This is a genomic window from Tistrella bauzanensis (assembly GCF_014636235.1).
Taxonomy (GTDB): Bacteria; Pseudomonadota; Alphaproteobacteria; order Tistrellales; family Tistrellaceae; genus Tistrella; species Tistrella bauzanensis.
Genome location: NZ_BMDZ01000103.1, coordinates 1 through 12,009, shown reverse-complemented (window position 1 = coordinate 12,009; position 12,009 = coordinate 1). Strand labels below are relative to the sequence as shown.

11 protein-coding genes are annotated in these 12,009 nt (G+C 69.1%); 3 read left to right on the top strand and 8 right to left on the bottom strand.

Going from position 1 to position 12,009, the window contains the following annotated elements; translation table 11 throughout:
- Positions 1-54: 54 nt before the first annotated feature.
- Positions 55-210, bottom strand: a complete 156-nt coding sequence (locus IEW15_RS23710) for a hypothetical protein (protein WP_188582706.1) — start codon at positions 208-210, stop codon at positions 55-57.
- A 233-nt stretch (positions 211-443) separates the two neighbouring features.
- Here IEW15_RS23710 and IEW15_RS23705 point away from each other — a divergent pair, with 233 nt between their 5' ends.
- Positions 444-1,652 carry an alkaline phosphatase D family protein gene (locus tag IEW15_RS23705; RefSeq protein ID WP_188582704.1) on the top strand — a complete coding sequence of 403 codons (1,209 nt, stop codon included), beginning with the start codon at positions 444-446 and terminating at the stop codon, positions 1,650-1,652.
- Here IEW15_RS23705 and IEW15_RS23700 read toward each other — a convergent pair.
- Positions 1,609-2,583, bottom strand: a complete 975-nt coding sequence (locus IEW15_RS23700; RefSeq protein ID WP_229708628.1) for a LysR substrate-binding domain-containing protein — start codon at positions 2,581-2,583, stop codon at positions 1,609-1,611. The two genes, IEW15_RS23705 and IEW15_RS23700, sit on opposite strands and share 44 nt — an antisense overlap.
- A gap of 189 nt (positions 2,584-2,772) precedes the next feature.
- On the opposite strand from IEW15_RS23700, the gene IEW15_RS23695 reads away from it, so the two are divergent.
- Together IEW15_RS23695 and IEW15_RS23690 are read left to right on the top strand one after the other, a co-directional pair.
- Entirely contained in the window at positions 2,773-3,576 is an 804-nt protein-coding gene (locus tag IEW15_RS23695) for an SDR family NAD(P)-dependent oxidoreductase (protein ID WP_229708632.1), read from the top strand.
- 52 nt (positions 3,577-3,628) lie between these two features.
- Positions 3,629-4,531: a 23S rRNA (adenine(2030)-N(6))-methyltransferase RlmJ gene (locus tag IEW15_RS23690; protein WP_188582702.1), complete on the top strand. Its 903-nt coding sequence runs from the start codon at positions 3,629-3,631 to the stop codon at positions 4,529-4,531.
- Between the two features lie 19 nt (positions 4,532-4,550).
- Here the strand turns inward: IEW15_RS23690 and IEW15_RS23685 are convergent, their stop codons facing one another.
- From IEW15_RS23685 to IEW15_RS23655, 6 genes are all read right to left on the bottom strand, one after another.
- The gene (locus tag IEW15_RS23685; protein ID WP_188582700.1) at positions 4,551-4,982 is read right to left on the bottom strand and encodes a PaaI family thioesterase; all 432 of its coding nucleotides are present in this window, start codon (positions 4,980-4,982) and stop codon (positions 4,551-4,553) included.
- 95 nt (positions 4,983-5,077) lie between these two features.
- Positions 5,078-6,298 (bottom strand): TRAP transporter large permease, encoded by a 1,221-nt coding sequence (locus IEW15_RS23680; protein ID WP_229708624.1) that lies wholly within the window; start codon positions 6,296-6,298, stop codon positions 5,078-5,080.
- The gene (locus IEW15_RS23675; RefSeq protein WP_188582698.1) at positions 6,295-6,867 is read right to left on the bottom strand and encodes a TRAP transporter small permease subunit; all 573 of its coding nucleotides are present in this window, start codon (positions 6,865-6,867) and stop codon (positions 6,295-6,297) included. Before IEW15_RS23675 ends, IEW15_RS23680 begins: the two co-directional genes overlap by 4 nt.
- Positions 6,860-9,658, bottom strand: coding sequence for an AMP-binding protein (locus tag IEW15_RS23665; RefSeq protein WP_229708619.1), 2,799 nt, complete (start codon positions 9,656-9,658; stop codon positions 6,860-6,862). The genes IEW15_RS23675 and IEW15_RS23665 overlap by 8 nt, the downstream gene beginning before the upstream one ends.
- Positions 9,655-10,701, bottom strand: coding sequence for a zinc-binding dehydrogenase (locus IEW15_RS23660; protein WP_188582696.1), 1,047 nt, complete (start codon positions 10,699-10,701; stop codon positions 9,655-9,657). Before IEW15_RS23660 ends, IEW15_RS23665 begins: the two co-directional genes overlap by 4 nt.
- Positions 10,702-10,908: 207 nt before the next feature.
- A complete protein-coding gene (locus IEW15_RS23655) occupies positions 10,909-11,787 on the bottom strand; it encodes a type 2 periplasmic-binding domain-containing protein (protein ID WP_229708630.1) in 879 nt (292 codons plus the stop codon).
- Positions 11,788-12,009 lie beyond the last annotated feature (222 nt).

The window sequence follows — 12,009 nt, the reverse complement described above, 5'->3', positions numbered from 1 at the left end:
CGATCAGCCGCAAGCGAAAACGGGCCGGATGGTCCGATGAATTCGCAAGGTCGATCATTGGGCAAATGCGATAGCCCTGGGCCCCACCGCCAGCCCGGTTGCCAGATAGCCCAGAACCGGCGAGGCTCCGATCCGGATCGACAGCGGCACGATCACCACGGCGGCGGCAAGGGCGGTGACGATATCGACCAGCGGTGAGAGTTCGGTCATGGGCTGAAGGCTCTCAAGGCAAGGTGTGGCGGGATCAGATGATCAGGAACCGGTTGGGCACCGCCGCGTCAACCGCAAAATGCCGTCAGCACCCTGTGGGCCACGCCTCGGCGGCGGTGTGACACCTGCGTCATCACCCTCTCGTCGTCCGCTGTGACACCTGCGTCATCACCCTGTCGTGGTGCTGTGCCATCATGCCCCGGCACCCGTCACCCCGCACCCCATGGTGTGTCATGACCTGCCGTTCCCCGCGCCCCGCCGACCTGCGCGCACCGATCCTCCCCACCCGCCCCGACACGACCCCTGCTCTGTTCACCACGGCGCGGCCAGCCGCATCCCCCGTCATTCCCCGGCGCGGCATCCTGAAGGCCGGCGTCGCCGGGCTGATGCTGGCGGGGCTGCCGGCACCGGCAGAGGCGCGGACGCCGCAGCCGGCCGGGCCGGCGACACGGGTGGCGCTGATGTCGTGCATCCATCAGGCCCGGCCGGCACCGGCACTGGATCTGGTGGTGGGATACGACCCCGATATCGCGATCTTCGCCGGCGACAACGTCTATGGCGATGTCAGCGGCCCCGAGATGACCGAGCTTGCCGCCGCCTATGCCCTGGCCGCCACCCGGCCGGCCTTCACGACGCTACGCCGCGACCGGCTGGTGATGCCGATCTGGGATGATCATGATCGCGGCATCGATGACGGCGGCGGCGATTTTCCCCACAGCACCGCCGCCAAGGCGCTGTTCCAGGCGTTCTGGGCACTGCCCGCCGACGATCCGCGCCGGGGCCGCGCCGGCCTGTACCACGCGGTGATCACCGGCCCCGTAGGCCGGCGGGTGCAGGTGATCCTGCTGGACTGCCGCAGCTTCCGCAGCCCCTTGGCGCTGGCAGCCGGGGGGCTGGCGCCCGGTGGCGGCCGCTATGTGCCATCGGGGCCGGAACAGGCGATGCTGGGCGCCGACCAATGGGCGTGGCTGGCCGATCAGTTTCGCCAGCCCGCCGAGCTGCGGCTGGTGGTCAGTTCCATTCAGGTGATCGCCGACGGCCATGGCTGGGAAAGCTGGCGGCTGATGGCTGATGAGCGCGCCCGGCTGTGGCGGCTGATCCGCGACACCGGCGCGCGCGGCGTGGTGCTGCTGTCGGGCGACCGGCATCTGGGCGCGCTGTATCGCACAGAGCCCGGGAGCGACAACAGCGACGCCAGCCGTATCGACACCGGCAGCCTGCCGCCCTATCCGGTGACCGAGCTGACCGCCAGCAGCGTCAACCTGCCCAATCTGGCGATCACCGACGAGCCCGGCCCCAACCGGCTGGGGCGGGTCTGGCCGATGGAGAACTGGGGCCGGATCGATATCGACTGGTGGCAGGGCACGGTGACGCTGGCGGTGGTGGATGACGGCGGCATCACCCGACGGCAGGCAGTGCTGCGGATCGCGGAGCTGGCCTGACCGCCGGCGGCCCGTCAGGCGCCAGATCCGGCACCGACAGGGTGTCGAGCAGGTGGCGGAGCAGCACCCGCACCGGCTCCGATGGTTGACCCGCGGATTTCAGCGCGATCTCCACCGCCGGCAATGGCGGGAATCCCTCGGCCGCACCCAGCAGCCGCCAGCCCGCCGGCACCGTGCTGCGCGCCAGCGCCGTGATCGCCAGACCGTTGGCCACGGCCGACTGAATGCCGGCCAGACTGCCGCTGGTCAGTGCCACCCGCCACGGCCGGCCAACGCGGTCCAGTGCCTGAAGTGCATGGGGCCTGAAGGCGCAGCCATCGGGAAACAGCGCCAATGGCAGCGGGGTCATGGTTTCGGGGCGGTGATCCGGGGCAGCGGCCCAGACCAGTTGCTCACGGCGGATCAGGGTGCCGCCGCCATGACCCTCGCGCCGGGTGACCAGGATCAGGTCATGGGCGCCCTGGTCCATCTCGGCTTCCAGATCGGGGCTGAGGGCACAGCGTACCTCGATCTCGACCCGGGGATTGGCGGCGGCGAAGCGGGCGATGATCGGCGGCAGGAAGATGCTGGCATAATCATCGGGCGCACCGATCCGCACCCGGCCGCGGGCGCCGGTGTCGAGCAGGCGCAGCACCGCTTCGTCGTTCAGCGCCAGGATGCGGCGGGCATAGCCGATCAGCACCTCGCCATCGGCGGTCGGCCGCACGCCGCGGCGCTCGCGGTCGACCAGCTTGCGGCCCAGCCGGTCTTCCAGCCGCCGGAGCTGCATCGACACCGCCGACTGGGTGAGGTTCAGCCGGTCGGCCGCCGCGGTGAAACCGCCGCAATCGATCACCGCGACCAGGGCGCGCAACAGGTCGACATCCATCGCCGGCAGCACCGGATCGGGACGGCCGGGCAACCCGGCGCGGGCGAGGTCGAGGGGCGACATGGCCATCATCTCCAGTCGTGATGATATGGTCGTCAGCATGGAGATTGATGATAGCAGCGGTGATGCGGGCTGGCGAGGCCGGGGCTGGACCTTGGGGTCCGGGTCGGCGATAACCGTTGGTGGATCAACGAGCCCGCGGACATCGCACCGCGTGCAGCACCCTTGGGAGGATACCGGGCAGTGACGACGATGGATGAGACGCAGGGCATGGCGGCGGCGCGGCCGCAGGTGGCGGTGGTGACCGGGTCGGGCAGCGGCGTCGGCCGGGCGGTGGCGCTGGCCTTTGCCGCACGCGGCGCCAATGTGGTGGTGAATGCCGCCCGCAGCCATGATGCCGCCGAGGAAACCGCCGCCATGGTGCGCGCGGCCGGCGGGCAGGCGGTGGTGATCATGGGCGACATCGCCAGCGACGAGGATTGCCGGCGGATCGCCGCCGGCGCCGAGACGGCGTTCGGCGGGATCGACTGCCTGGTCAACAATGCCGGCACCACCCGGTTCTGCGACCATGCCGATCTGGAGGGGCTTAGCGCGCAGGATTTCATGGATCTGTATGCCGTGAACGTGGTCGGCAGTTTCCAGATGACCCGGGCCTGCGCACCGGCGCTGAAGCGGTCGGGCCAGGGGGCGGTGGTCAATGTATCGTCGATCGCCGGCGTCGCCGGGGTGGGATCGTCGGTGGCCTATGCGGCATCGAAAGGGGCACTGAACACCATGACCCTGTCGCTGGCCCGGGTGCTGGGGCCTGAGATCCGGGTCAACGCGGTCTGCCCCGGGTTCATTCAGGGCCGCTGGCTGCGCGAGGGCATGGGTGCCGACCGCTATGACGCCCAGAAGGCGAAGCTTGAGCGGACCACGCCGCTGCGCCGCACCGCCGAGCCGGACGACATCGCCCGCGCCATTCTGGGACTGGTTGACATGACCCATGTCACCGGCGAAACCCTGCTGGTGGATGGCGGCGCGCATCTGTTCTTCACACCGCTGGTGGCGCGCTGAGCCCGGCACCACATCCCGACCCTTCATCCCTCACAAGGCACGCAAGTCCGCGATGAACTATGCCCATGACTTCCATGCCGGCAATTTCGCCGACATCGTCAAGCACGCGGCCCTTGCCGCCTCGGTCGCCCATCTGGCGCGCAAGGCGAAGCCGTTTGTGGTGATCGACAGCCATGCCGGCAGCGGCCTCTATGATCTGGAATCGCCCGAAAGTCTGCGCAGCGCCGAGGCGGCCGGCGGCATCGGCCGGCTGGCCGACCGGCCGGAGCCGGGCGAGCCGGCGCTGATCGGGGCGTTGCGCGCGGTGCTGGATCTGGTCGATGACGGCCGTGGCCCCACCGGCCTGCGCCGGCGATATCCGGGGTCGCCGCTGATCGCGGCGCTGGCGATGCGGCCGGGCGACCGGCTGATCGCCGCCGAAACCGTCGATCCTGCGCGCGCCCGGCTCGACCGGGTGCTGGCCGCCCGCGTGGCCCGGCCGGGGCCCCGCGTTGAGACCCTGCGCCATGACGGCTACAGTGTGCTGAAAGCCTGCCTGCCGCCGGGCGAGCGTCGGGGGCTGGCGATCATCGACCCGCCATTCGAGGACCGCGACGAGTTCGACCGGCTGGGCCGCGCGGTTGAAGAGGCGCTGATCCGCTGGGCCAGCGGCAGCTATCTGATCTGGTATCCGGTCAAGGATGTGCTGGCGGCCGACGATCTGGCCACGCGGATCACCTTTGCCCTGCCCGAGCATGTGACCGCCCTGCGCGCCGAGTTGTCGGTGGTGCCGCGCGGCGTGACGGCCGGCAGCGCCCTGGCGGCCGGTCTCACGACGACCGGGCTGATCGCCATCAACCCCGCCTGGCCGGTCGAAGAGGGGCTGGCGCCGCTGCTCGACTGGTGCGCGCAGCGGCTGGCGCGCGACCCGGCCCGCCCCGGCCATGCCAGCGTGACGGCACTGACGCGGGACTGACGGCGGCGCCGCCGCATCCTCAGCCCGGCGTCATCAGCGGGGCGCGCGGATCACTGGTGCTGAAGGTGCCACGACCGATGACATAGACCTTGCCCTCGGCATCGCTGATCGTGACGTCGGCGACACCGATCGCCTTGCCGATGCGGCGCACCTCGCCGCGGGCGATGAGATCCACCTTGCGCGGCGCCTGCATATAGTCGATCCGCAGATTGATGGTGGGCGTCGGATAGCCCAGCATCACCGAACAGGCCATGGCGCCGGCCACATCGACCAGCGAGGCGGTGACGCCGCCATGATAATTGCCGGCTTTGGCAAAGATGGTATAGGCCGGGTCGAAGCCCAGATGCAGCACCACGATGCCGCGTTCGGCATCGGCCTCGACCGGTCTGACCTTCAGGGTCTTGTGGAATTCGGCCGAGGCGATCAGGGATGTCAGGTCGTCGAAGGTCATCGGGGTCTCCGTCAGATCAACAGGCCGGGCAGCCAGAGTGTGAGGCCGGGGAAGCCGAGCAGCAGGATCATCACCACTGCCTCGGCCAGCAGAAACTACAGCACGCCCTTGAAGATGACCGGCAGACTGATGTCGGGCGCGATCGAGCGGACCGCGAAGACATTCAGCCCGACCGGCGGGGTCATCAGGCCGATTTCGATATATTTGACCACGATGATGCCGACCCAGATCAGGTCATAGCCAAGCCGCTCGAACAGCGGCAGCAGCACCGAAATCGAAATCAGCATCACTCCGAACGGGTCGAGGAACATGCCGAGCACCAGGAACACCACCGCCATCGCCGCCAGCATCAGCACCGGTGACAGGTCAAGTGCCGCAACCGTGGTGGCGACCGCGGCCGGCAGGCCGGTCAGGGTCAGATAACGGGTCAGCATGAAGGCGCCGATGGCGATGAACAGGATCACCGCCGTGGTTCGGGCGGCATCCACGCAGGCCTGCCACAGCATCGCCACCCGCAACCGCCCTTGCAGACCAGCGAAGAGCATGGCCAGGATCGCGCCGACGCCGCCCGCCTCGGCGGGCGAGAACCAGCCGCCATAGATACCGCCCAGCACCAGCACCGCCAGCACCGGCAACGGCCAGGTGGACCCGAGCAGGCCGCGAATCTCGCCCGGCTGTGCCACGACCCTTGCCGCCGGCGCCAGACCGGGGGTGAGCCTGCAACGCAGCACGATCATCACGGTATAGGCGATGGCAGTCAGGATGCCCGGCACGATGCCGGCGAAGAACAGCCGCGCCACCGATTGTTCCGCCAGGATGCCGTAGACGATCAGCGGGATCGAGGGCGGGATCAGCGCCGCCAGTGTGCCCGAACAGGCGCAGACCCCGGCGGCCAGCGCCGGCTGATAGCCGCTCTTCAGCATCTGCGGAATGGCGATCCGCCCGATCGAGACCGTGGTGGCCAGGCTGGACCCGGATGCGGCGCCAAAGCCTGCGGCGGCAAAATTGGTGGCCACCGCAAGCCCGCCCGGCAGCCGCGCCAGCCCCAGTTCGAACATCCGGAACAGGCCGTCGGTGAGGCCGCTGCGCCAGGCGATGTTGCCCATCAGCAGGAACAGCGGCACCGCCGAGAATTCCCAACTGGCGGTAAATTCATAAGGCACGCGGCCCATGACGCTGATCGCCGCCGGCAGGGGCAGCAGCGCTGCCGTGCCGATGAAGGCGCAAAGCCCCAGCACCAGTCCCACCGGCACCCGCAGGCCGATCAGGACCACGATCGCCAGCAATGTCAGGCAGCCTTGCAGCACCGGGCTCATCGGGCACCCTGCGCCGCCGGGACATGACCGGTGATGATCAGCCGGATCGCCCGGGCCAGATCCGATGCCGATACCCAGCCGGTCAGCGCGAACCCCAGCGGCACCAGCCAGCGGCCGGGCCAGACCGGCAGGGCGTGGCTGGTGAATTCAACCCGCTCGGCGCGCAAGGTGGCGGTCAGCGCCTGATCGGCGGTATAAAGCATGAGGCCCAGACAGGCGGCCAGGAACAGCAGCGCGGTCATTGCCGACAGGACGCCGTCGATCCGCGCCGCCGACCGCCACCGCCCGATGGCGATATTGACCAGATCGACCCGGATATGGGCGTTGCGGGCCTGAACCCCGCCCAGCGTGCAGAACACGATCGCCACCATATACCAATAGGACACGACCTCGGTGGTGCCGGTCAGCGGCATGTCTGCCAGATTGCGCGCCAGCACATCGATGCAGACATGCACCGCCATCAGCAGGATGGCCACGGCCCCCAGCCAGCCGGTGATGTCGATCAGCCGCAGGCCGGGTGGGCCAGAACGGGGTGAACCTGGGCCGGAAGATGTCGCCTCGTCAGTCATCGATCGCCTCGAAGATCATCAGGCAGCCCCGTGCGTGTTCCGGCCGCACGAACAGGCCGCGGTCGCAGCGCTCCGGCGCGGCACCAGCAGCGGCAAGCCAGGCGAAACTGGCCTCGATATCGTCGGTCGAGACCACGAAGCCGGTCAGCCGGGCAGGACCGGCTGCGACCGATCCCCCCGGAAAGGCACCCGGAAAGGCACGGGCCAGGGCCGCCGGGCTGTAGATCGTCAGCGCCACATGTCCGGCCGCAGATGCGCCGCCGGGCATCGTGTCACCACCCACGCGCACCGAAACCGGGTCGGTGCCCTCGATCCGGGCCATCCAGGCCGCGCCATAGGCCTGTGCCGCCGTCTTCGGGTCGGCGGCACAGGCAATCACCGCCACCATCTGGCGGGCATGGTTGGGATGGGTGATGACCTCCGGCCGGATGTAATGCCAGGGCGTCAGATGCTGGCAGGCATTCCAGTAGTACGGCGCCTGCCCCGGCTCGGGGATCACCACGCGGAAGGATGGCGATATCACCTGCCCGCCACCAATCGGCCAGTCGCGGGTGATGCGGAGCGGCGGCGGCAGGCGCATGCCCAGCGCCTGCAGGTGCCGCGCGGTCCGGTCGGCATCGGTCGTGCTCATCACGGTCGAGACCGGCCCGTCGGGCGCGTCCAGAACCCGGGGCATCGGCGGCGGCGCCTTGGCCGGATCGGTCAGCTCCATGATCTCGATATAGTTGCAGGCACCGTCGATCAGGGCATCGAAGCAGATCAGCCGGTTGCACAGGCCGGGCATGTCGGACCGGGCGGTGACGGTGAAGCCCAGCCGCGCGAAGCCGTCGCCGGCGGCAACCGCATCACCGGCACGAACCATCAGATGGTCGATATCGAGGATCGCCGTGGTGGCGGCATCGGTGGGCGGGTTTGCCGCTGCGTCGAGGCCCAGTTCGGCGAGCAGATCGCGCGCCTCCGCAAAGGCCGGCGCCTGCGCGTTCAACGGCAATCCGATGCGGATGCGCCCGCCATCACCGTCATCGGCCGTGATCCGGTCTTCGGGAATGGCGAGCAGGGCGGCGGCGGCCAGGCGGGCGGCCTCGCGCCGCAAGGTCGGCTTGTGGACCTTGCCGACCGCGGTCATCGGCAGCCGGGGCAGAATGCGGATCCATCGGGGGATCGCCGCGCGTTCGGGGATCAGCGCCGCCACCTCGCGCAGCAGCGCCGCCGGATCGCGATCGACCCCCGCCTTCAGCATCACGAAGGCGACCGGCACCTCGCCGACCCGGCCATCGGGCTGGCCGACCGCGGCCCCCAGCGCCACATCTGGATGGGCATTCAGCGGCTCCTCGATCATCGCCGGATCGATATTGTGCCCGCCGCGGATGATGACGTCCTTGTCGCGGCCGGTGATCGCCACGAAGCCTTCGGCATCGATCAGGCCGATATCACCGGTGTTCAGCCAGCCATCAGGCAGCAGGACACCGGCATTGGCCGCCGGGTCGAGATAGCCGGCGAACAGGGCGGGAGACCGCGCGATGATCGTGCCCGGCTGCCCTGCCGGCATCTCCTGCGCGATCCGCCCGTCGGGTGTCAGGCGCACCGCCTTCAGCCTGCACCAGGGCATGCACAGCCCGACCAGCCCCGGCACCGGATCGCCCGAAGCCGGCATATAGGTCAGCACCAGGGTTGCCTCGGTCAGCCCCCAGGCCTGCCGGATCGGAATGCCGGTGCGGGCAGTGAAGCGGCGCTGCACCTCGACCGGCAGGGCCGATGCCGAGGAAATCCAGCCGCGGACACCGGTCGCACCTGCCAGACCATCGAAGCTCTGGGTGGCGGCCGCAACCACGGTCGGTGGGCCGATCATCACATCCGGCCGCATAGCGCCGACGATCGCCCACAGGCCCGCCATCACCGCCGGGTCGCGATAGCCGCGCCGCCCCAGTTGCACGATGGTGCAGCCATGGGCAATGGGCGTGAATCCGCCCATCATCAGCCCGCCGACATGGAACAGCGGCATGCCGTTGGCCACCACATCACCGGCCCGGAGCCCGGCTCCGAAGCCGGCGATCACACACATGCAGGCGATGTTGTGATGGGTCAGGCGGGCGATCTTCGGCTGGCCGGTGGTGCCGCCGGTGTGGAAATAGGCGGCGATATCCTGGGGCGCCGGCGCGCCGGACCGGCTGACCGCCGCCGGGGGCACGGCATCGCGCAGGGGCTCGTAATGGCGGGCAAGGCCGTCGCCCGCATCCCCAGCGCCCTCGCCCACCACCAGCACATGGCGGATGCAGGGCGCAGCGGCCAGGATCGCAGGCAGCTTCTCCCAGGTGCCGTCATGGCCGGACGGCCCTTCGATGCACAGCACAGAGGCGCCGGCCCGTGCCAGCATCGCGCCGATGATGTCCGGATCGAGGAACGGGTTGACCGGCATCATGATGCCGGCATCGGCGGCACCCCAGGCGATCTCCAGGGTCTGGGGCAGGCCGCTCAACAGGGTGGCGACAACCCCGCCACGTCCCACGCCCAGGCTCTGGAACAGAGCCGATGCCCGCATCACCCGGTCGAACAGCCCGGCGAACCCGATCTCGACCAGGGGCCGCGACAGATCGGCCGGCGCCTCAAGATAGCGCATGGCGACCCGATCAGCGAAGCGGCCTGCGGCATAGGCCAGCACGGCGGTGACCGTGCCCCCGGTCAGGTAGTCCTCGATCGGCCGGCGCTCCATCGCGGCGACATCGGCCGCGCCATGGAAGGGGGGCAATGGCAGCGGCGCCGGATCGGTCTGGTTCAGGATGTCACCGGTCATGCCGCACCCGTGCCGATGGCGCCGGCATCATCCAGGTCTGGCCTGACGATCACCTTGCCGAAAACCTCGCGATCCTCCAGCAGCCGCACTGCCTCGCGACCCTCGGACAGGGGCAGGATCCGGTCGATCACCGGGTCGAGCCTGCCATCCGCGACCAGATCCAGACAGGCCGCGATGTCGTCGCGGGTGAAGCCGGTCGAGCCCAGGATCGACATCTCGGCCATGAAGATGAAGCGGATATCGGTGGGTGGTGCATAGCCGGCGGTGGCGCCGCAGGTCAGCAGCCGCCCGCCGCGCTTCACCGACCGCAGCGACGGCACCCAACTGTCGCCGCCGGTGAAGTTGACCACCACCTCATAGCCGCCGCCCCGGAACAGCGACCCGGTTCTGGACCGGGTATAGGCGTCGATGGTCTCCACCGAATAATCGATGGTCTCATGCGCGCCCAGCGCTTCCAGCCGCCGGCATTTCCCGGCCGATCCCGCCGCCGCGATCACATGGGCGCCGGCCATCCGGGCCAGCAGCACGCAGGCGGTGCCGACACCACCGCTGGCCCCCAGGATCAGCACCCGCTCCCCCGGCTGAAGCTTGCCACGGGTGAACAGCATCCGATAGGCGGTGCCATAGGCAACCGGCAGGGCGGCGGCGGCATCGTCGCCGACCGTGTCCGGAATGGCGATCAGCTGCTCAGCCCGGCAGACGCAGTATTCGGCCATGGCGCCACGCCGGGTCTCGCCCATCATCTCGAAATGGCCGCTGGTATCGTCGACATGGGCCGGGTTGATCAGCACCCGCGCACCCACCTCCCAGCCGTCCACCCCGGCGCCCAGCGCGGCAATGGTGCCGGCGCAATCGCCGCCGGTGATGCCGGGCAACTCGACCTTGATGCCGGGCATGCCACGGCGTGAGAACACGTCGAGATAGTTGAGCGCACAGGCACCGACCCGGACCTTGACCCATCCATCCGGCACGACGGGATCGTCGATCTCACCATAGACGAGGGCATCGAGCGGACCATGGGCTTCGAAATAGACGGCTTTCATGGCAAGGGCGGCTCCTGGACGACAGATCGGAGAGAACAGCGCGCAGCACCGCGGCGGCGCCGGTCGGTCTGACCAGCGGCATGGATGGGCACTGCATGTGGCGTGGAGGTGACGGCCGCGCGGGATGCGGCAGGGACGCAGCGGCCTGAGCGCGGCGCGCGCAAGGGGGGGAGGGTGCGCGGCAGGCGCGCGCTCAGGCCGGCTGCATCAGAACGGGTATTTAGAGAACACCCGCTCATTCAGAACGGCTTCGAATTTCGCCCGGTCGCCCTTGAAGGCGGGCAGCAGGCGCTCATGCCAGATCCGGAAGGTTGCAACCATCCGGTCGACGACGGCATCGCCATCGGCCAGCTTGCGATCCCGCGCCAGGGCCTTCAGGGCGGCGACCTCACCCTCCTGGAAGCCGGCCCAGCGCCGGTGCATCTCGTCATCACCGGGCGCGAAGGGGATCCTGGCCGACAAGGCAGCCTTCACCTCGGCATCCGGCAGCAGATAGGCGTTGGTGACATAATCCCACACCGCCGCCGGCATCAGCCCGATGATCCGCGCCTGATCCTCCTTGGCGATCCGCGCCCAGCTATCACGGTTGAAGGTGATCGGCGCAGCACCGGCGATGATACCCTGGGGCATGTCGATCACGCCCTTCACCGTGTCTTCAAGGCCATAGCTGCGGATCCACGAGGTGCCGATGATGGTGCAGTCGCTCTGGCCCAGTTGCAGCGCCGGCAGGATGTCGACGATGCTGGTCCGCATCGGCGTCATCCCCAGCGCCCTGGCCCAGCGCGCCTCCGGCGAGCCGATGGTGCTGGCCCTGAGGCCGGCAAGATCGGCGGCGCTGGCGACCGGTCTGGTGCACATGGTGGCGAGCGGCGATGCCGATTGCATCAGCAGCGGCACGATACCGGCAACCCGCATCTCGTCGCGGCAGTTCTGGCAGCCGACAAACAGGATTTCGTTGATCGCCCCCATGGTGGCATAGGGATCGCCGCCAAGACCGGTCATTTCCGAGATCAGCGACGAATAGGGCAGCTGGTTGGCACTGAACTGGGTGATGAAGAAGCCGCTGTCGACCACACCATCGCGAATGCCGTCGAAGGCATTGGGGATCGAGACCAGCTGCCCCCCAGGATGGGCGTGAAGCTGACCCGGCCCTCGGTGACCTCGGCGATCTGGTCCAGGATCGGCAGCACGCCCTTGCCATTGGCGGCGGAGCGTTCAGGCACCCCTGAGAGTCGGACTCAAAACTAATACCCATTGATTTCAAGCCCTTGCGATGAACCGTGCGGTGCGTCGGATGGAGGCGATGAG

Excerpts from the sequence above, each read along its gene's own strand:
- IEW15_RS23660 (WP_188582696.1), bottom strand. The coding sequence starts at position 10,701 with ATGAAAGCCGTCTATTTCGAAGCCCATGGTCCGCTCGATGCCCTCGTC.
- IEW15_RS23710 (WP_188582706.1), bottom strand. The coding sequence starts at position 210 with ATGACCGAACTCTCACCGCTGGTCGATATCGTCACCGCCCTTGCCGCC.
- IEW15_RS23705 (WP_188582704.1), top strand. The coding sequence starts at position 444 with ATGACCTGCCGTTCCCCGCGCCCCGCCGACCTGCGCGCACCGATCCTC.
- IEW15_RS23695 (WP_229708632.1), top strand. The coding sequence starts at position 2,773 with ATGGATGAGACGCAGGGCATGGCGGCGGCGCGGCCGCAGGTGGCGGTG.
- IEW15_RS23680 (WP_229708624.1), bottom strand. The coding sequence starts at position 6,298 with ATGAGCCCGGTGCTGCAAGGCTGCCTGACATTGCTGGCGATCGTGGTC.
- IEW15_RS23665 (WP_229708619.1), bottom strand. The coding sequence starts at position 9,658 with ATGACCGGTGACATCCTGAACCAGACCGATCCGGCGCCGCTGCCATTG.
- IEW15_RS23700 (WP_229708628.1), bottom strand. The coding sequence starts at position 2,583 with ATGTCGCCCCTCGACCTCGCCCGCGCCGGGTTGCCCGGCCGTCCCGAT.
- IEW15_RS23685 (WP_188582700.1), bottom strand. The coding sequence starts at position 4,982 with ATGACCTTCGACGACCTGACATCCCTGATCGCCTCGGCCGAATTCCAC.
- IEW15_RS23675 (WP_188582698.1), bottom strand. The coding sequence starts at position 6,867 with ATGACTGACGAGGCGACATCTTCCGGCCCAGGTTCACCCCGTTCTGGC.
- IEW15_RS23690 (WP_188582702.1), top strand. The coding sequence starts at position 3,629 with ATGAACTATGCCCATGACTTCCATGCCGGCAATTTCGCCGACATCGTC.